The sequence below is a fragment of the Aquiflexum lacus genome (assembly GCF_015476655.1).
GTDB classification, from domain to species: Bacteria; Bacteroidota; Bacteroidia; order Cytophagales; family Cyclobacteriaceae; genus Aquiflexum; species Aquiflexum lacus.
In genome coordinates this window covers 135,694-155,241 of record NZ_JABFHF010000001.1, presented here as the reverse complement: position 1 = coordinate 155,241, position 19,548 = coordinate 135,694, and the positions used below count along the sequence as shown (strand labels likewise).

23 protein-coding genes are annotated in these 19,548 nt (G+C 38.6%); 13 read left to right on the top strand and 10 right to left on the bottom strand.

Translation table 11 applies throughout. From position 1 onward, the window contains the following. Positions 1–65: 65 nt before the first annotated feature. Complete coding sequence (locus HMJ38_RS00630; RefSeq protein ID WP_194972441.1) at positions 66–1,316, top strand: DUF349 domain-containing protein; 1,251 nt, start codon at positions 66–68, stop codon at positions 1,314–1,316. Between the two features lie 77 nt (positions 1,317–1,393). After that, positions 1,394–1,615 carry a DUF2795 domain-containing protein gene (locus HMJ38_RS00625; RefSeq protein WP_008625540.1) on the top strand — a complete coding sequence of 74 codons (222 nt, stop codon included), beginning with the start codon at positions 1,394–1,396 and terminating at the stop codon, positions 1,613–1,615. Between the two features lie 25 nt (positions 1,616–1,640). On the opposite strand, the gene HMJ38_RS00620 is transcribed toward HMJ38_RS00625, so the two are convergent. From HMJ38_RS00620 to queA, 5 genes are all read right to left on the bottom strand, one after another. Further along, positions 1,641–2,375: a LytR/AlgR family response regulator transcription factor gene (locus tag HMJ38_RS00620; protein ID WP_194972440.1), complete on the bottom strand. Its 735-nt coding sequence runs from the start codon at positions 2,373–2,375 to the stop codon at positions 1,641–1,643. Continuing rightward, entirely contained in the window at positions 2,353–3,411 is a 1,059-nt protein-coding gene (locus HMJ38_RS00615; RefSeq protein ID WP_194972439.1) for a sensor histidine kinase, read from the bottom strand. Before HMJ38_RS00615 ends, HMJ38_RS00620 begins: the two co-directional genes overlap by 23 nt. A 13-nt stretch (positions 3,412–3,424) precedes the next feature. After that, positions 3,425–4,231 (bottom strand): LiaF transmembrane domain-containing protein, encoded by an 807-nt coding sequence (locus HMJ38_RS00610; RefSeq protein ID WP_194972438.1) that lies wholly within the window; start codon positions 4,229–4,231, stop codon positions 3,425–3,427. A 127-nt stretch (positions 4,232–4,358) separates the two neighbouring features. Beyond that, positions 4,359–5,039, bottom strand: a complete 681-nt coding sequence (locus HMJ38_RS00605; protein ID WP_194972437.1) for a 2-C-methyl-D-erythritol 4-phosphate cytidylyltransferase — start codon at positions 5,037–5,039, stop codon at positions 4,359–4,361. Between the two features lie 107 nt (positions 5,040–5,146). Next, positions 5,147–6,196: a tRNA preQ1(34) S-adenosylmethionine ribosyltransferase-isomerase QueA gene (gene queA, locus HMJ38_RS00600; protein WP_194972436.1), complete on the bottom strand. Its 1,050-nt coding sequence runs from the start codon at positions 6,194–6,196 to the stop codon at positions 5,147–5,149. 122 nt (positions 6,197–6,318) lie between these two features. On the opposite strand from queA, the gene HMJ38_RS00595 reads away from it, so the two are divergent. After that, positions 6,319–7,563, top strand: a complete 1,245-nt coding sequence (locus tag HMJ38_RS00595) for an ABC transporter permease (RefSeq protein ID WP_194972435.1) — start codon at positions 6,319–6,321, stop codon at positions 7,561–7,563. 109 nt (positions 7,564–7,672) lie between these two features. Here HMJ38_RS00595 and recA read toward each other — a convergent pair whose 3' ends face one another. Beyond that, a complete protein-coding gene (gene recA, locus HMJ38_RS00590) occupies positions 7,673–8,704 on the bottom strand; it encodes a recombinase RecA (RefSeq protein ID WP_194972434.1) in 1,032 nt (343 codons plus the stop codon). Between the two features lie 177 nt (positions 8,705–8,881). Here recA and HMJ38_RS00585 point away from each other — a divergent pair, with 177 nt between their 5' ends. The 3 genes from HMJ38_RS00585 (at position 8,882) to HMJ38_RS00575 (ending at position 11,588) form a co-directional block, all read left to right on the top strand. Next, positions 8,882–9,670 (top strand): DUF3108 domain-containing protein, encoded by a 789-nt coding sequence (locus HMJ38_RS00585; RefSeq protein ID WP_194972433.1) that lies wholly within the window; start codon positions 8,882–8,884, stop codon positions 9,668–9,670. 150 nt (positions 9,671–9,820) lie between these two features. After that, positions 9,821–10,510, top strand: coding sequence for a response regulator transcription factor (locus tag HMJ38_RS00580; protein WP_194972432.1), 690 nt, complete (start codon positions 9,821–9,823; stop codon positions 10,508–10,510). Between the two features lie 4 nt (positions 10,511–10,514). Continuing rightward, entirely contained in the window at positions 10,515–11,588 is a 1,074-nt protein-coding gene (locus HMJ38_RS00575; protein WP_194972431.1) for a sensor histidine kinase, read from the top strand. On the opposite strand, the gene HMJ38_RS00570 is transcribed toward HMJ38_RS00575, so the two are convergent. Both HMJ38_RS00570 and HMJ38_RS00565 read right to left on the bottom strand, forming a co-directional pair. Next, a complete protein-coding gene (locus tag HMJ38_RS00570; RefSeq protein WP_194972430.1) occupies positions 11,565–11,948 on the bottom strand; it encodes a DUF3037 domain-containing protein in 384 nt (127 codons plus the stop codon). The genes HMJ38_RS00575 and HMJ38_RS00570 overlap by 24 nt on opposite strands. Further along, the gene (locus HMJ38_RS00565) at positions 11,926–12,729 is read right to left on the bottom strand and encodes a HipA family kinase (RefSeq protein WP_194972429.1); all 804 of its coding nucleotides are present in this window, start codon (positions 12,727–12,729) and stop codon (positions 11,926–11,928) included. The genes HMJ38_RS00570 and HMJ38_RS00565 overlap by 23 nt, the downstream gene beginning before the upstream one ends. Positions 12,730–12,796: 67 nt before the next feature. Between HMJ38_RS00565 and HMJ38_RS00560 the strand changes: the two genes are divergently transcribed. From HMJ38_RS00560 to tsf, 6 genes are all read left to right on the top strand, one after another. Continuing rightward, on the top strand, positions 12,797–13,150 hold the full coding sequence (locus tag HMJ38_RS00560) for a septal ring lytic transglycosylase RlpA family protein (RefSeq protein ID WP_194972428.1): 354 nt from the start codon (positions 12,797–12,799) through the stop codon (positions 13,148–13,150). Positions 13,151–13,265: 115 nt separating this feature from the next. Next, positions 13,266–13,976: an RluA family pseudouridine synthase gene (locus HMJ38_RS00555; protein ID WP_194972427.1), complete on the top strand. Its 711-nt coding sequence runs from the start codon at positions 13,266–13,268 to the stop codon at positions 13,974–13,976. A 155-nt stretch (positions 13,977–14,131) separates the two neighbouring features. Beyond that, positions 14,132–14,575: a 50S ribosomal protein L13 gene (gene rplM / locus HMJ38_RS00550; RefSeq protein WP_194972426.1), complete on the top strand. Its 444-nt coding sequence runs from the start codon at positions 14,132–14,134 to the stop codon at positions 14,573–14,575. 12 nt (positions 14,576–14,587) lie between these two features. Continuing rightward, a complete protein-coding gene (rpsI, locus tag HMJ38_RS00545) occupies positions 14,588–14,974 on the top strand; it encodes a 30S ribosomal protein S9 (protein WP_194972425.1) in 387 nt (128 codons plus the stop codon). Positions 14,975–15,019: 45 nt separating this feature from the next. Next, positions 15,020–15,781 (top strand): 30S ribosomal protein S2, encoded by a 762-nt coding sequence (rpsB, locus tag HMJ38_RS00540; protein ID WP_194972424.1) that lies wholly within the window; start codon positions 15,020–15,022, stop codon positions 15,779–15,781. A gap of 391 nt (positions 15,782–16,172) precedes the next feature. After that, positions 16,173–17,003 (top strand): translation elongation factor Ts, encoded by an 831-nt coding sequence (tsf, locus tag HMJ38_RS00535; RefSeq protein ID WP_194972423.1) that lies wholly within the window; start codon positions 16,173–16,175, stop codon positions 17,001–17,003. A 69-nt stretch (positions 17,004–17,072) separates the two neighbouring features. Here the strand turns inward: tsf and HMJ38_RS00530 are convergent, their stop codons facing one another. After that, positions 17,073–18,527 (bottom strand): arylsulfatase, encoded by a 1,455-nt coding sequence (locus HMJ38_RS00530; protein ID WP_194972422.1) that lies wholly within the window; start codon positions 18,525–18,527, stop codon positions 17,073–17,075. Positions 18,528–18,833: 306 nt separating this feature from the next. Here HMJ38_RS00530 and HMJ38_RS00525 point away from each other — a divergent pair, with 306 nt between their 5' ends. Continuing rightward, positions 18,834–19,064 (top strand): hypothetical protein, encoded by a 231-nt coding sequence (locus HMJ38_RS00525; RefSeq protein WP_194972421.1) that lies wholly within the window; start codon positions 18,834–18,836, stop codon positions 19,062–19,064. Between the two features lie 8 nt (positions 19,065–19,072). Here the strand turns inward: HMJ38_RS00525 and HMJ38_RS00520 are convergent, their stop codons facing one another. Next, complete coding sequence (locus HMJ38_RS00520; protein WP_194972420.1) at positions 19,073–19,522, bottom strand: hypothetical protein; 450 nt, start codon at positions 19,520–19,522, stop codon at positions 19,073–19,075. Positions 19,523–19,548 lie beyond the last annotated feature (26 nt).

Genomic DNA, 19,548 nt, shown 5'->3' with positions numbered 1-19,548 from the left:
CTTTTGAATTAATTAATTTGCAAAAAAGTAAAGGGGACTACCACACACCAACCTATTGAATTGAAATGGAGCATCCATACGGGTACATTAAAGATAACAAGGTTTATCTCAAAGGATTTTTGAATCAGCCTGACAGGGTGATTGGAGAAGTAAAAGAAGACGAATCATCCACCATCAAATATTTTGAGGATAGATTTGCGACGCTCATCGAAAAAATAGAGGCGTTAAAAAAAGATATCGATGAAAATCAGAATAAAGGATCTTTCCTGATGAAATTAATTCACCTCAAAGATTCTTTGTTGGAATATGATGCTTTGGGAGATTTTGTCCCATTGATCGAGGACTTGGAAAAAATTCAGATTTTTCTAGAGGAAATCATTCAGAAAAACAGGGAACGAAACCTCGAAATCAAGCGAGGGCTGATCTTAGAGGCCGAAGCGCTTAAAAATGATACTGACTGGAAAAATACCGCGGAAGAATTTAAAAATCTTAAAATGCGGTGGATCAAAACAGGTCCTGTTGAAAAAGAATTTGAAGAAGAAATGGAATCTACCTTCAACAAGACGGTGGATACATTTTTTGAGAATAGAAAACATTTCTTTGAAGGGCTCGCAATTGCTGCAGAAGAAAATATCAAAATCTATGAACAACTTGTAGTACAAGCAAGAGAAGCCTTTGACAACCCTGATGCTAAAAAAGCATTTGAAATATCCAAGAGAATCCAAAAAGAATGGAAAGCAGCAGGAAAAGTGCCTGCTGAAAAGAGACAGCCTTTGTGGGATGAATTTTCAAAATTGAACAACAGGATTTTTAGTAGGTTTAGGAGGACAATGGAATCAGGTCCTCAGATGAAGCCTTGGGAGTTGCTTAAGAAAATGGAAAGCATGACAGAGGAAATGAAAAAATTGGCAAAAGCTGAAACAAATCCCGATGTCATCTCGTCTGCCAAGAGACTCCAAGCTGAATGGAAGAAACTTCCCCAGAGAAAACCCAAAGAGGCAAATTTGATCAACAGATCATTTATGTTCTTTTCAGAGGTGGTCTTCGAAAAATTATTCCTAGACAGATTGGCGAACTCCAAATATTCAGATTTCTCCAAAAAGGAAGAAACAGAACGTAGAAAGATTAAATCTTCTATTCTCAAAGATCTGATATACAGAGATGAAAGTGAATTGAACACGATAAAGGAAAATTCAGAAAACTTTAGAAGCAATGAGCCTGATTTTGAAATTATGCTCAGAAGAAAAATAGGTGCTTTCAAAAGAAAAGTGGATGTAAAAACCCACATTTTAAAAGAACTTTCAAATAAATATTAGGTTAATAATTGAAAAATTAAAACAATTTCTATTTTTGCAAGCCGAAAGGCGGAAAACAACTTATTAAATCAGAAACTATGTATTGGACCTTAGAACTAGCATCCTATTTAGAAGATGCACCATGGCCTGCAACCAAAGACGAATTGATTGATTATGCGATACGTTCAGGTGCTCCTTTGGAAGTTGTAGAAAACCTCCAAGAATTAGAGGATGATGGGGAACCTTACGAAAATATTGAGGAAATCTGGCCTGATTACCCTACAAAAGACGACTTCTTCTTCAACGAAGACGAATATTGATTAAAGCCCATAATTTGGGCTTTTTTTATATCCCTAGCACGGATTTAAGTTTTGGCAACCCCGTTTTACTCACAGGGATTTGCTCACCGCTTCGCAATTTGATGATATGTCCATCTTTTTCATAGGATTCTATTTTGTGGATTTCATTGATTTTAACAATATAAGACCTATGCACCCTGACAAATTGAGAAGACTCCAAAGTCCTCTCAAAAAATGAAAGGGTTTTATTTTTCAAAAATTTCCCCTCCTTCGTGTGAATATTCACATAATCATCATTTGCCTCCAAATATTTGATATCATGGATGGGGATGATCTTTATTTCATTTTTTACTTTTAATACGACTCTATTGGCTGTTTCTGAATTGATAGGTTCTTCATATTTGATCAGATCAGGCGATTCCGATAAATGTCCCGATTGAAGAAATTTCTCTGTTGCTTTGGCAAACCGGGATTTTGAAAATGGTTTCAACAGGTAATCAATTGCATGGGCATCAAAAGCCTTCATAGCATATTCATCAAAAGCCGTGGTGAATATAACAGCAGGTGGTTCGTCTAATAATTCCAAGAGTTCAAAACCATTCAGCTTTGGCATTTGAACATCCAGAAATATCAGGTCTGGTTTCATTTCCTGTATAGCTTTCAGCCCCTCAAACCCATTGTGACAGACACCAAGTATTTCAAACTGCGGAAAATCACTCAAATACTCGCTGACAATTTCGGTCGCGAGAGGTTCATCATCAATGATCAATACTTTCACCATATAGCTGTGGGATTTTGAGATCTACCTTAAATATATTTCCGAATTGTTCCGTTTCCAACATATCATTTCTTCCGAAAAGTAAATATAACCTTCTTTTTACAACCTCTAATCCAAAGCCTGCACCCCTTGTAGGAGCTGATTCAGGGTCAAAAGGATTGGTAATGGTAATTTTTAAATATTGGCCATCTTTAAAAAAGTTCATCTTGATAAATACATTTCCCGTCATACCATACAGTCCATGCTTGATGGCATTTTCCAATAAGGGCTGTACCAGTAATTGTGGGATTTTCATGTCCAAGGAATCATTTTCAACCTGTATGTCGACTATTAACCTGTGGCCGAAACGTATTTTTTCAATATCGAGAAAAAGATTTAAGTATTCTTTTTCCTCTGAAATACTAACCCATTTCTGATCGTCTTTTTTGATAGTCCCTCGTAAAAATTCTGCCAAATTCAGCACCATTTCCCTCGCTTTTTCCGGTTGGCTTTTGATCAAGGCATTGATGGAATTGAGACTGTTAAAAAGAAAATGAGGCTTCAATTGCTGCTTCAAATGATACAGTTCAGCTTCTTTGGCCATCTCCTGAACTTTTTCCTGTCTTTCTTTAGTCTTTAACTGATCATCTATCTGACCATTGAATACCAGCAAAATCGACCAGAATAGAAACATCACAAATAGAAAAACACCCTTCATTGGAAGGATGAACCTGATAAATTCAATGTAATCAAGTTGGCTGCTTATCAGAAACTTCAGGATATATTCGGATAAAACAATTCCTATTAAAACAAAAACAAATGGGACTGCAACCACAAGCCACCACTGTGATCTTTGAGGAATATAAAATCGAAAGATATTCTCCAATAGGATGAACCCCAAAAGCAAAACAACTGAATGAACCGTCACATCCAAAAGTGCCAAATCCCAATCAAAACCATAAGAATTGATCAAATAGGTCATGGCTACTATCCATATGAGAACAGTAGCCGTGACTTTAAGCCATCCCAGATTTTGAACTGATATCAGTTTTTTTATCACCTTCAGACTTGATTTAGAATGACTTGATTTCCAATCCTCCGAAAATTACCGATCCGTAAATTTTCAATACTTTGGTAGGGTCTGCAGGTACTTGACTGTAGGTTCTTTTATCTTCCACACCTGCAAAAACATTGGAGACATTAATCTGTAATTCCCAATGTGAAGGAACGATCAATTTCACACCTCCAAATGCCACTTCCACATTCAACATAGCTCCTTCTGCAAGATCCGCCTGAGAAAGGTCAATCTCAGTGCCTCCGAAAATCGCAGAAGTCTTTCCACCTTTAAAGTTCTTCGATAAGATTCTCCTCTCAATTCCGGTAAACAAAGCCTGCGCATTGACCAAATCACTTGAATCGGTGAATGCATAATTTTTCTTGTATGTTTTATTGTATTCCTGATTGCTTTCGTCTGTACTTATTGCGCTGGTACCGAGGGGCTCAGTACTTTTCTGAGCTAGAGATCCGAAAAACTCTTCATTAAACCGATTTCTATCACTATTCCTTTTTGCGATCAAATATAAGCCCAGCAGGATCAAGCCTCCCGGAATCAGGTAGGGTCGGAGTTCAAAAGGAAAACCAAAATTTCTTTGTACCAGCCAAAACCCACCAAAAAGAATCAGAAATACTCCAAATCCAGTTTGAAACTTATTCTTTACCAAAATAACAACTCCGACCGCTATCAATATCATCGGCCAAGTGGTGAACCATACCGGAAACCAGAAACCGAGTGCTTTCAATAACAGCACTGAACCTATAATTAGAATGATGATCCCAGCTGTGATATCACTGTTTCCCTGGGAATATTTGTGCTTTGCCATTTTCTTATGATTTAAGATTTATGAATGATTTGATCATGTCAAAACTATATCAAAGGCAAATGAAAAAGACCTGGAAATAGGTTACTTTCCTCAAAAACTAGGTGAATGCCGGTAATTTGTCGGTGAATTATTTATTTATTTTTTGAAACAGATAGGATGCATATACCATATCTTCCGGCGAGGTGATCTTGATATTTTCCGCATTTCCGGAAATTAAATCTACCTGCCAACCTTGATGTTCATAAACAGTGGCATCATCGGTGAAATGATGTAATTCCGGTGCTTCAAAAGCCTTTTTTATTTTTGAAATTTGAAATGTCTGTGGTGTCTGAACCAGTCGAAAATACTGTCTTTCCTGAAAGAATGACTTACCATCATCTGTCAATTTTCTTAAAGAATCCTTTAAAGCAACGACAGCAATAGCTGAGCCGGTTTGTTCAGCTGTCTCAAAGCTTTCAATAATGACTTTTGGCTGCACAAAAGGCCTGACTCCATCATGGATTGCTACTAATCCTTCGCTAAAAGCAATGGAATCCAATCCATTTTTCACAGACTGAAACCTACTTTTGCCTCCCTTAACAAGTCTATGGGGTACTCTAAACCGGAATTTCAGGCAGAGATCATTCCAAAGAGAAAAATCAGATTCAGGAATAACCAAGATCAGTTCAACAGAAGAATCCGTCTTATGGAATACAGACAGTGTATGCATCAATATGGGCTGACCACCTATTTCAAGGTATTGCTTTGGAATGGGTGCACCCATTCTGGTACCACTTCCTCCTGCAACTATAATTGCGTATTTTTTCATTTTTTGATGTATTGCGCAAAAATGAATGAATAAATCTAATTGAATGTCAACCCAAGATGAAAAAAATATGAAGAATAAAAAAAGGCTCTTTCGAGCCTTTTAAGTTTTTAGAGTATCAACATGGCATCGCCATAGGAGAAGAACCTGTATTTTTCTTTGATTGCTTCCTGATATGCTTTCATAATCAAATCATATCCACCAAAAGCAGATGTAGTCATCAAAAGGGTTGATTCCGGAAGATGAAAATTGGTAATGAGTGTGTTGGCTATTTTAAACTCATATGGAGGGATAATAAACTTGTCCGTCCAACCACTGCTAGCCTTTAGCCTTCCATTTGCGGTTACAGAAGACTCAATGGTCTTTAGTGAAGTAGTCCCTACAGACACAACTCTTTTTTTATTATCTAGTGCCTTATTGACAAGTTCAACTGTTATTTCCGGAATGTCATAATTCTCAGAATCCATTTTATGCTTGGTTAAATCTTCCACATCTACCTGCCTGAAAGTACCCAAGCCCACATGCAGGGTAATTGGAGAAATGTCAACTCCTTTAAGTTCCAACCTTTTTAACAAATGTGGAGTGAAATGCAGCCCAGCTGTAGGTGCCGCTACTGCGCCTACGTGTTTTGCGAAAATGGTCTGATATCTTTCCCTGTCTTCAGCCTCCACTTTTCTGTCGATAAACTCTTTCAAGATAGGTGTTTCACCTAGTGTATCAATTGTCTTGTAGAATTCCTCATCGGTGCCATCAAACAAGAATCTGATTGTTCTTCCTCTGGAAGTCGTATTATCAATCACTTCTGCTACAAGGTCACTGTCGCCAAAATATAGTTTGTTACCAACCCTTATTTTTCTGGCAGGATCTACCAAAACATCCCAAAGTCTTAGATCTTGATTTAATTCCCTCAAAAGGAAAACCTCAATTTTTGCTCCGGTCTTTTCTTTATTGCCATACAGCCTCGCCGGAAAAACCTTTGTGTTATTCATCACAAAAACATCTCCATCTTCAAAGTATTCAATGATGTCTTTGAAAAGGCGGTGTTCAATCTGACCGGTTTTTCTATGAACAACCATCAAACGGGACTCGTCTCGATTGGCTGCAGGGTATAAAGAAATTAATTTTTTGGGGACGTCGAATTTAAAGTCTGATAACTTCATATGGTATGAATAGGATATACTTTTTTTTGTTGTTCAAATAGTATTTAAAAACCGCAAAGTTAAAAATAAAAATCCCTAAATCTACTTATATTGCCAATTAGTTTTAAAACAAGACCTTAGTCATGGTATTTATCAAATTAATCTGGGAAAGTATAAGGTTTGCCTTGCAAGCCCTTAAATCTAACTTAACACGGACAATCCTGTCTCTTTTGGGGGTCACCGTAGGAATATTTGCAATCATTGCTGTCTTTACTTTGGTGGATTCTCTTGAAAAAAACATCAAATCCAGCTTTAGCTTTTTAGGAAGTAATGTGGTTACGGTAAATAGGTTTCAGTTTGTAGGCGGTCCTGACTATCCATGGTGGAAATATTTTAGAAGGCCATATAATAATTATTCTGAATATATCTTTTTAAAAGATAAGCTTCGGAATGCCGAAGCTGTGTCTTTTTCAGCCTCTGCAAATACCATTGTTCAAGCAGGAAGTAATTCCTACAAAGGGACCAATCTCACAGGGGTCAGCTATACTTATCAGGATGTTTATGATCTACCCTTGCAATCAGGTCGTTTTTTCACAGAGTCCGAAATCAATTCCTCTAGAAATATTACCATAATAGGTACAAAAATCGCCAATACCCTTTTTCCAAATATGGACCCTTTGGGTAAAGAAATGAAAATTAAGGGCGGGAAATTTATTGTAATCGGTGTTTTTGAAGAAGAGGGTGAAGGCCTATTCGAAATTGCATCCAAAGACGAAGCATGTATGATCCCTTTTGGCAGTTTTACCAAACTTTATTATGTAGGCAAAAATGGTATCGAGCCTGCCATAGCTGTTAAAGGAATGGACAATGATATCGGATTGGTAGCTCTGGAGAACGAATTGATAGGCGCCTTGAGGGCAAAAAGAGGCCTGAAACCAACTGAAGAAGATAATTTTGCTCTCAACAAATCAGAATTTATTATGAATACCATTGGATCAATTTTCGATGTGATCAGTGCTGCAGGATGGGTAATTGGAGGATTTTCAATTTTAGTTGGTGGTTTTGGAATTGCCAATATCATGTTTGTTTCGGTGAAAGAAAGGACCAATATTATCGGTATTCAAAAATCTCTAGGTGCTAAAAATTACTTCATTCTGTTTCAGTTTTTGTTTGAAGCTGTATTCCTTAGCCTGATTGGAGGACTGACCGGAATCGTCATTGTCTATGCCCTCACCTTTATACAGCTAGGCTCATTGGAACTTGTATTATCATTTAAGAACATCATATTGGGTTTGGGTATTTCCTCAGTGATCGGTATAGTATCAGGGATTGTACCTGCAACATTGGCGGCAAGACTAGACCCTGTAGAAGCCATCAGGGCATCATAAAAAAAATTAAACCTGACAGGTTTATTGACCAGAAAAGCATTAAAAACACACTCTGATCTGTAAAAACCTGTCAGGTTTTAAGCATTAATTTGAAGAAGTGGAATTAAATTTATTCTTCAATCACTTTTCCTTTTTCAGACTTCTTTCCTAGTCCAGCTTTATCCTTAATTTTTATTTCAAGTTCTTCCATCAGTTCAGGATTATCCAGCAACAGGGACTTTACAGCATCTCTGCCCTGCCCAAGTTTATTTCCTTCATAGGAAAACCAAGAACCGGCTTTTTTGATGATTTCAAATTCCACGCCTAGGTCTATGATCTCCCCTACTTTAGAAATCCCCTGACCGTACATGATATCAAATTCCACTACTTTAAAAGGAGGAGCAACTTTGTTCTTAACTACTTTGACTTTAGTCCGATTCCCGAGGATATTATCTGCACTTTCTTTAATCTGACCAATCCGACGGATATCAAGTCTCACCGAAGCATAAAATTTCAGCGCATTTCCACCCGTGGTTGTCTCAGGGCTTCCAAACATCACTCCGATTTTGTCTCTCAACTGATTTATGAAAATACAGGAGCACCCTGTCTTATTGATCGCTCCGGTAAGTTTCCTCAATGCCTGAGACATCAATCTTGCCTGAAGGCCCATTTTGCTGTCGCCCATTTCGCCTTCGAGCTCACCTTTAGGAACAAGTGCCGCCACGGAATCTATTACAATGATATCGATCGCACCTGACCTGATCAAATGTTCTGCGATTTCAAGCGCTTGTTCTCCATTGTCAGGCTGGGAGATCAAAAGATTTTCAATGTCAATCCCAAGCTTTTCAGCGTAATTTTTATCAAAAGCATGTTCTGCATCAATAAAAGCTGCCAATCCTCCTGCTTTTTGAGCTTCTGCTATACAATGCATACTTAGGGTAGTTTTTCCCGAAGACTCCGGACCATATATCTCGATCACCCTTCCACGAGGTATCCCGCCGATACCCAATGCCATATCCAACCCCAAAGAACCCGTGGAAATAGCAGGAATATCCTGCACGGTATTGTCACTTAATTTCATTACGGTACCTTTACCATAAGTCTTTTCCAACTTGTCAATAGTAAGTTGTAAAGCTTTGAGTTTTTCTGTGTTCACGCTCATATTTATATGTTAACAATTCTTTGATTTGATAATTTGAAATTAATGATAGATAATTGGAGACCCAACTCTTCCAAAAAGGATTACGTATTACTTTCTGGCACCCAAAATCAGGTTTCTTCAATATGTTGCTAATATTGGTATAAGAATTGAAAAGCTTACAGTTGAAAACATAATTTAATGAAAAAACATATTAAAAAGTCAGTAGTTGTCACATTTTTTTTTCTGATTGGACTTGCGGGAGCATTTGCACAAAAAAATATGGCTTTTCAAAATGGCGAGGAATTAACCTTTAAAGTCAGCTACATGTTTTTTGATGCCGCAGAGGCCAAGATGGTGGTCAATCCACAAATATCCTCTATCAATAGTCGCCCTACCTACAAAATTGATGTTTTTGGTCAGACTCTTGGTGTTTTCAAACTTTTTAAAGTAAATGACAACTGGGGCAGTTACCTGGATACTGCCAAAATGATCCCCCATCAATCCTATAGACATATTGAGGAAGGCAGATACAGAAAACATGAAAAGGTAATTTTTGACCACAATAACAAAAATGCCCACGTCAGGCTTTACGACCGGGAAAACGAAAATCTGGTAGAAACCAAGGATTACAACATACCTTCCAATGTACAGGATATCGTCAGTGGATTTTATTTTTTGAGAACCATGGATTTAAAAAAACTAAGGAAAGGAGATACAGTTACCCTAACCGGATTTTTTGATAAAGAAATATATAACCTAAAATTAATATACGGAGGCAAAGAATCAGTCAGTACCAATATTGGAACATTTGACACTTTTGTATTTTCCCCGATAATGCCAAAAAATAAATTGTTCAGAGGGGAAAGGCCCGTGACAGTTTGGATTTCTGATGACAAGAACAAGATTCCTTTAAAAATAAAAGCAAAACTAATGGTTGGTTCTTTGGATATGGAAATAACAGAGGTATCTGGCCTACGTAATAATTAATTTACTTAGGGTTAATATTCGGTTAACATTGGCTGCCCCAATAAAAATTTAATGTTGTTTTTACAGGCATCTCTTTAACAAAAACCCATTTATGTAAGGTCTTTTTTTAAATTAGCATCACATTAGCGCAACCAAACCCGCTATATCCACATGAGTGACAAACAAAAAGTGAAAGTGCTTGTCGTTGACGATGAGCCGGACATTGTAGAAATCCTCACCTATAACCTCAAAAAAGAGGGCTATGAGGTAGAAACTGCCGAAGATGGTATCAAGGCAGTAAAAATTGCCGCCAAATTCCAACCGGATGTCATATTGCTTGACATCATGATGCCATATCAGGACGGCGTGGAGACTTGCCGGCAGATGCGTGAAATTCCTGAGCTTAAAAATACATTCATCATTTTTCTAACTGCCAGGTCTGAAGAGTATTCAGAAGTGGCCGCTTTTGATGTGGGGGCTGATGATTATATCACCAAGCCTATCAAACCCCGTGCATTGATGAGCAGGATTGCTGCGCTTTTCAGAAGGGAATCAAAAAAGGAACAGGAATTCACCCAAATTAAAATTAAAGATCTTACCATCGATCGAACAAGCTACACTATTGATAAGGCGGGTAAGACAATCACACTTCCTAAAAAAGAATTCGAATTGTTGTATTTCCTAGCCAAAAACCCTAATATGGTTTTCAGTAGGGATGATCTTTTGCAGAATATCTGGGGAGCTGATGTATTTGTCCTTGCAAGGACTGTGGATGTACATATCAGAAAAGTGAGGGAGAAGATAGGCGAAGATTATATCACTACCGTAAAGGGAGTAGGTTATAAATTCGAATTGAACTGATCATATGTTAACCACATCGCGGGGTATTTCTTTATTATTGGCTTTGGCTATTTCTGCCCTGACGGTGTTGTTTTTACTGCTTTTGGATGATGCCACCCCTACCCTCTTGGTAGTTGCAGGTGGCATTTCATTTTCAGTCTCTTATATTTTAATGAATGTGACCTTGGAGTTTCTGATTTTCAATGAAATCAGCAATATTTATGGGGTACTCGAAAAAATCCAGAAAAAGGATTATTCAAACATTCCCGACAAATCGGACAAGCTGTCTATTTCTCCTCTCAGGAAAATCAATCGGACCATCAACTCCTATGCACAGGCCAAAAACAAAGAAATTGAGGCCCTTCAAAAAAATGCGGAATTCAGAAAGGAGTTTATAGCCGATATATCCCACGAACTCAAAACACCGATTTTTGCGGCGCAGGGATATATTCATACACTCTTGGACGGTGCAGTTGAAGATAAGTCTGTAAGATTGAAGTTTTTGAAACGTGCTGCGAAAAGCCTCAATGCACTCGATAAATTAGTGCAGGACATGCTGACACTAAACCAAATGGAAAGCGGCGTGGTCAAATTCCATTTTGAGTCTTTTGATGTAAAAGATGTGGTTCACGAAGTGATCGAGGAACTTGAGCACAAGGCCTCCAAAAGGAATATGTTGATCCGTTTTTACTATGGCAAAGAAAAAACCTACAGGACTTTTGCGGATAAGGAGAAAATCTTTCGTGTTTGCCAAAACCTGATTTCGAATTCCATCAAATACAATAATGATGGCGGAGAAATAGATGTAACACTCAAAAGCCATAAAAACCAACTCACCGTTGAGGTAAAAGACAATGGTAAAGGAATCCCTCCGGAGGACCTGAAAAGAATCTTTGAAAGGTTCTACAGGGTAGATAAAAGCAGGAACAGGGAAATGGGAGGAACAGGTCTGGGCCTTGCCATCGTCAAGCATATTTTGGAAGGGCATAAAAGCAAAATCTCAGTCAGCAGTATACTGGGGAAAGGTTCTGTATTTAGTTTTGAGTTGCCGTTGGAGAAAGAAGATTCAGTAGTTTCAGCCAACAAACTTATCAAATAAATCATCAGTTACCTGCTGCAAATCATCGGCAAACCCTACGTGGGGCCTTGATGTCTGAATCATAGAACTTCTTTGGGCTGTCAACCATCTAAAACGGGAAGCTGCATCGAGTAAACTTATTGGGCTTCCATTTGACTCACCTGCACATACTTGTCGGAATGAAAGCAAATACGCATCAAGCAAAGTAAGGTCGGCATCTTTATCCAAGGCTAAAACCTTTTCTGTACTCAACAAAAATTTACAGTAAAGTTCATTGGTTTTTTTGCAACAGACCATTACACCCACATTGACAAACTCTTCTCTTTCCACCCGGGGCACAGCACGGATGACAGCGTATTCATATAAGTGTTTTCCTTGCATCTTTTGCTCCTTTCACAAATACCTCTGAATTTCCTAAGCGCATTGTCAAAAATTTTTCATAGACCAATCTGCCATCTTCAGCCTCTTCCACATCCCTTGATGCAAGAATCCATTCCTCAGGTATCAGTTGGACCATTGATCTGATCACACCGTGGTTTAGTTTGGATTTGAATTCTTGATCGGCATCATCCAATCGGGTTGCTTGTGGTAAAAGCACATGGTCTTTGATCATGGGAAATGGGCTTATGGCATGCTTTTCCCAATTGTCCCAAGAATGATGGAACAGAAAAGAAGCCCCATGGTCAATCAACCATAGTTCTCTGTTCCAGATCAAAAGATTTGTATTTCTATAGGTCCTATCCACATTGGTGATAAAAGCATCCAACCAAACAATTTTGGAAGCAAGCAGTTCATCAACCTTACCTGCTCCCGGGTCGAAAGTCAAAGCCTTGGAAAGAAAGTGTAAACCCAAGTTCAAACCTTGGCTCCCTTTGAGCAAATCCTGGATTTCCTCATCTCCTTCGGATTTACCAAAAGCTTCATCCAAATAAGCAAAAACCAGTTCAGGGACATTAAATCCAAGCAATCGGGCTATTTCTCCACCCAACAATTCGGCGATAAGTGCCTTTTCACGCTGACCGGCTCCTTTGAATTTAAGCACATAACTGAACCCATCATCGGCATCTGCCAAGGCTGGTAATGAGCCACCTTCACGCAATGGCATCACATAGCGCATGACCTGTACTGTTCTTAATTCAGGGTAAACTGGATTTGTAACCATCAGAGGGTATTTGTACCAAATTTATAAATCATTTCTTAATCTCAACAAGAACGACAACCTTTATGGGATGATAGCCAAAAATATATTATTGTTTTTCCTCCTTTTTAGTGCATTGGCATCCTGTTCGCCAAAAACTGTCCAAACCGGTAATGCCTCCTTCTACCATGACAAATACCATGGACGACAGACCGCCAATGGAGAAATATACCGAAAAGGCAAATTGACCGCAGCTCATAAGACCTTACCATTTGGGACAAAAGTAAAGGTTACCAACCTACAAAATGGCAAGAAGGTGAAAGTAAGGATCAATGATCGGGGGCCATTTGTAGGCGAAAGGATCATCGATTTATCCAAAAAGGCAGCACGCAGAATTGATTTGCTAGATGCCGGTGTGGCTTCTGTCGAGATTAAGTACAGGTAGCAATAGGCTAGGCTTATTCCATTTCTTTAAAGTAGAATTCAAAACAATCTTCTGCATTAATTTTTTACACTGATTAATATTCTATAATTTTGCGCCCCATTGGGAAGAGGACAGCATGAAAAAGATCAATTTTAAAGACCTGATTCTATTTGAAAACGAGGATTACCTCGTGGTCAATAAGCTGCCCTATTTATCAACTTTGGACGATAGGCACGAAGCCCAGAATATCCTGGACTTGGCCAAGCAGTACACTCCTGATGCCCAGGTATGCCACCGGTTGGATAAGGAAACTTCCGGCTGTCTCGTCATCGCAAAAAATCCCGAGGCCTACAGGAACATTGCCATGCAGTTTGAGGACCGGAAAGTTGACAAAATCTATCATGCGGTAGTGGAGGGCATTCATGAATACAAAAACGTATTGGTGGACCGTAACCTTCATGCCAACAACAAGGGCATTGCCAAGATTACAAAAGATGGCAAGCCTGCACAGACCTATTTCAACACCCTGAATACTTTCTACACCCACACCTTAATTGAGTGTAGACCGATTACGGGAAGGTTGCATCAGATCCGGATCCATTTGGCTTACCTGAAATCCCCGATATGCGGGGACGAAACTTATGGTGGCAAACCGCTATATCTTTCTTCCTTAAAGAGAAAGTTTAACCTTAAAAAGGGCACGGACGAAAAACCCCTGATGCAGCGGGTTTCCCTTCATGCCTATGCCATTGAGTTTACCGGAATGGACGGTTCCAAAATAAAAGTCACCGCCCCCTACCCCAAGGACTTCGAAGTATTGATGAAGCAATTGGAAAAAAACAGTTAAGGAAAAGAGGGCCAAATGGTTAAAAATTCATGTTTCAAATGAATTTCTAGGCAATATTTTAGTTTCTTTTGCAATAAAAAGAAATTACTTCTATCTTTGTGTCCCTTTTTGAGGGTGAAGTATATATAACAAGCTAATAATTAAATATTTACACAGTGGATACATTAAGCTACAAGACCATATCAGCAAATGATGCTACTGTAGAGAAAAACTGGGTGGTAGTGGATGCCCAGGCTGCAGTATTAGGTAGATTTGCCAGTGAGGTCGCAAAAATCCTGAGGGGTAAGCACAAGCCTTATTACACCCCTCATGTAGACTGCGGAGACAACGTGATTGTCATCAATGCAGACAAAGTAAGGCTGACCGGAAGAAAGATGGACGAAAAAGTCTACGTGCGCCATACTGGATATCCAGGTGGGCAGCGAATCTCTACTCCCAAGTTGTTAAAACAAAAATCTGCTACAATTTTGGTTGAAAAGGCTGTAAGAGGCATGCTTCCAAAAACCAGGTTGGGAAGAGATCTTTACAGAAATCTTTTTGTTTACAACGGTTCTGAGCATCCTCATGCTGCGCAGCAACCAAAAGAAGTCAAATTTTAATCAAAGCAGTCCATGGAAATTATCAATACAATCGGTAGAAGAAAGACATCAGTCGCCAGAATCTACATGAAACCAGGAAATGGTGAGATTACTGTCAATGACAGAACAATCGAAGTTTATTTCCCATTTGATCTGCATCAGATTGTTGTAAAGCAGCCTTTGACACTTGTGGGTGTGGATGGTTCTTATGACATCAAAATCAATGTTGATGGTGGTGGCATCACCGGACAGGCGGAGGCCGCTAGAATGGCTATCTCAAGGGCTTTGTGCGAATTTGACGCGGAACACAGATCGGCATTGAAAAAAGAAGGTTTTCTTACCCGTGACCCAAGAATGGTAGAACGTAAGAAGTCAGGACGTAAGAAAGCAAGGAAGAAATTCCAGTTCTCTAAACGTTAATCTGGAAATTCTTCAAATTTTATATAGAAACTATATTATTTATTAATGGCACAAATAGAATATAAAGACTTACTGGATGCTGGTGTTCACTTTGGACACTTAACAAGAAAGTGGGATCCGAGAATGGCGCCGTACATCTTCATGGAGAAGAATGGCATCCATATCATCGACCTAAACAAAACGCTCGTTTGCCTTGAAGAAGCATCCAACGCAATCAAGCAGATCGTTCGCTCCGGCAAAAAAGTCATGTTCGTCGCTACCAAAAAGCAGGCGAAAGACTTAGTAGCTGATGAAGCAAGAAGACTGAATATGCCTTTTGTCACTGAAAGGTGGTTAGGTGGGATGTTGACAAACTTTGCCACTATCCGAAAGTCCTTGAAGAAGATGACTACCATCGATAAGATGACTAAAGAGGACTCTTATAAGAATCTTGCGAAAAAAGAACGTTTGATGATTTCAAGACAAAGAGAGAAATTGGAAAGTGTGTTGGGCGGTATTGCTGATCTGACCAGACTTCCTGCTGCTCTTTTTATCGTGGACATCAAAAGAGAACACATCGCTATCGCAGAAGCACAAAAGCTTGGTATCCCTGTTTTCGCATTGGTAGATACAAACTCCAACCCAAATGAGGTTGATTTCCCTATCCCGGCCAATGACGATGCATTCAAATCCATATCTCTGTTGGTGAAAGCGTTCGGACTAGCAATTGAAGAAGGTCTATCTGAAAGAAGAAAAGACAAAGAAGATGCTAAACTTACCGAAGAGGAAGAAGCAAAAAAAGCTGTTGACGCCGAAACTCAAGAGTAATCCACTTTGATTTATATATTCAAAAGATTGAACATACGGTTTAGGCCTATGTTCAATTTTTTGTTTTTGCCAGTCCATTGAGGTTTTACCAAAGGATTACGCTTATAAAAACATATCGCTAAACCTCGAAGGTCTTTATAACCAACAAGGTTTTCAAACCACCCGACCTTTGAGGTTTTATCAAAGGAACAAGGTGAAATAACATTACATACAACCTCGAAGGTATATATCACCCTCAAGGTTTCAACCATCCGACCTTTGAGGTCTTTATCAAAGTAAAACGGTGAAAAAATCATTACCCCAAAACCTCGAAGGTCTTTTGTACCTACTCAAGACCTAGAGGCTTTTCTAAATATTGAAATAAAATTTAATCTAATAAACAAACACAACAATGGCTATTACTGCACAAGAAGTAAACAAATTAAGACAAATGACCGGTGCCGGCATGATGGACTGTAAAAAAGCCCTTACCGAAGCAGAAGGAGATTTTGAAAAAGCTATTGACATTCTTAGAAAAAAAGGTCAAAAAGTTTCTGCTTCCAGGGCTGACCGAGAGACCAAAGAAGGTACAATTGTTACCAATGTAAGCGCAGACGGAACTGTAGGAACCTTACTTTCTTTGACCTGTGAAACTGACTTTGTGGCCAAAAACGATGAATTTGTAGCTTTTGCAAATACCCTATTGGATCTTGCAATCAGCAATAATGCGCAATCAAAAGAGCAGATTTTGGCACTTCCGTTTGAATCCATCACCGTTCAGGAGAAAATCATTGAAATGACAGGTAAAATCGGTGAGAAATTAGAAATTTCCCATTTTGAGGTTGTAAAAGGTGAAACAGTCGTTCCTTATATCCACTCCAATGGCAAATTGGGTGTATTGGTATCATTGGTGAAAACGAATGGTGCTGATGTAGAAGAAGCAGGTAAGGACGTTGCAATGCAAATTGCTGCCATGAACCCTGTCGCAGTAGACAAAGACGGTGTGGACGCTAGTACTATCGAAAGGGAAATCGAAATCGGTAAGGACCAAGCAAGACAGGAAGGAAAGCCTGAGGAAATGTTGGAAAAAATCGCTTTGGGTAAATTGAATAAGTTCTACAAAGAAAACACTTTGTTGAGCCAGGCATTTGTTAAGGACAACAGCAAAACCATCGCCCAGTACCTTGATGGTGTAAGCAAAGGTTTGACTGTATCTGTATTTAAAAGAATATCTATTGGATAATCATTATTTTCAATACTAGGTAGTGAATTTAGGAACTTCCGAAAACCTCCAGAAATCCTGGAGGTTTTTTCATTCAAACAGCTTGAACACGGGGTTTGGAATATGAGCCTCTTGAAAAAGTTTTTCCATTTCCAAAAGGATGTCAGGATATTGAGTAGCAAGATTATTAGACTCACCGGGATCAACAGACAAATTATAAAGTTCAATCGGAGCATCCACTTCTTTTTTCAAATTCAGCCTAACTGCTTTCCATTCACCTTTTCTTATTGCTTGCTTGCCTCCCTGCTCGACAAATTCCCAATAAAGGTAATTATGCCGGGTTTGATCAGAATTCCCCAATAATGTCGGGACAAAAGAAATCCCATCAATCTCATCATTTATTTTCTCACCTGCCAATTCCACAAAAGTGGGCATCAGATCCCAAAAAGCTGAAATATGGTCAGAAACAGAACCTGCTTGAATTTTATTGGGCCAATTGGCAATCAGGGATGTTTTGATTCCACCTTCATACAAATCCCTTTTATATCCCCTGTATATTCCATTGCTGTTGAAAAAATCAGGGTCATTTCCACCTTCTTGATGCGGTCCATTGTCAGAAGCAAATACTATGATAGTATTTTCTCTTATCCCTAACTTTTCCAGCTTTTCAATAATTTCACCAACATGACGATCCAAATTTTCAACCATGGCTGCATAGGTTGCTCTAGGATACTTGACGGATTGATAGCCTGGAATTTTCATATCAGGTCCATAATCTCCACCAGGAGGAGCAATATGTTCCTTTTCATCACCGAACATTTTTCTGTATTTCTGAAAAACCTCGTCTTCTGCCACTGCCAGCTCGGCATGGGGAATCACCATAGGCACAAACATAAAAAAAGGATGATCCTTGTTGTTTTCGATAAATTTCAAAGACTCAACATGAATAATCTCCGGTGCATAAGTCATTTTATTAGTCCAGTCGTTTCCGTCCAGATAAACTTTCTGGCTATTTTCCCATAGATATTCCGGATAATAACGATGTGCATACCTTTGGCAATTGTAGCCAAAGAACTGATCAAATCCCTGATTATTGGGATCACCAGATGTACCCACAAACCCCAACCCCCATTTCCCAAAAGCACCCGTGGCATACCCTGCATTTTTCAGAGCTTTGGGAAGGGTATTCAAGGTGTCTGGAAGCGGATATTGTCCCTCCGGAATGACTTCAAAATTACCTCTGACTGGAGTATGTCCTGTGTGCAACCCTGTCATCAATGCTGATCTTGAAGGTGCACAGACAGTCGTTCCTGTATAATGGTTGGTGAAAAGCATTCCCTCTTTGGCCAATTTATCCAAATTTGGGGTTGCTATTTTGGTCTGACCTGTGATGCCAAGATCGCCATAGCCAAGGTCATCTGCTAGGATAAAAATAATATTGGGTTTTACGGATTTTAAATCAACTTCTTTATTCTCGCTAGTCTGGCAGGAAAAAATAGAATAAAGAGCTAGAAAAAAGCAAAGAACTATTCTTTTGTCTTTCATTTGTAATTGAGAAAATTTTAAAATAGGAAGCAATCCGAATTTAAATAATTTAAGTGGAATCAATAGCTATTCTATTACTTTTTGGTCCATTTCATTAATTTCCTTCACTGTATGATGAACTTCCAATAATCAAGGTATTCGTAGTCATGGTAAAACTGCTCATCATGTCGTAAGTTGCACCATTACTTTCGAGTTAAAGCGGCACAATAATTGACTCAAATTATTAAGAGTGGGATTTTTTGATAAATATTTATGTTTTAAATTAAGGTTTTACTCAACAATAATTCAAAATTAAACCAAATATATATGGCAACGCTGGCAAAATCAATATTTATCACCATCAAAAAGGGCTTTAAAAGTATAGAACCTGTTGTAATGCTGTTTTCAGGAACTTACCTTTTGATTCATGGATTACAAAATAAAAATTATCCTCTTGGGGTCGCAGGGGGGATGCTCCTGTTTAGAGGTGGGGTGGACCTTGGAAAAGTTATTGAAGAAAGTGATCTGAATGAGGCTATAGCAAACGCCGAATCCTAATTTAAAATTTAATATTCTGAAGTGATGTATTCCTGACAAAGGTTTTTCAATAGCCAAACAAAAGTGCCTTTTTTGAGCTCTTTATCGAAATAACCACTTTCTTCAACATTTCTTTTGTTGATGATCGTCATCAGCTTACATACTTTAATATTATTGACAGCTTGTTGCTTGCGTATTCCGTCCAGCAACTCCAAACCTTCGATCCAACTGTCAGGATCAAAATCCACCAATAGTCCTGAAATATTGATATCAATTTGGAGTTTTGGCATTAATTCATCAAAATCAACATAGTTGAACAATGCTTCTTCTGTCAGTTCAAAAGGAATTGCCTTCTTTATTCTCAGAAACTCCGACTGCATTTCGGGTAGATATTTTGACAAACTGCGAATAGCATTTTTACCATTATCTGATTTAAGGTATGATTCAATTGAATCTAACGGAGTGAACAGAGGCTTCATCAAAAATATAAATTAATTTAGAGATG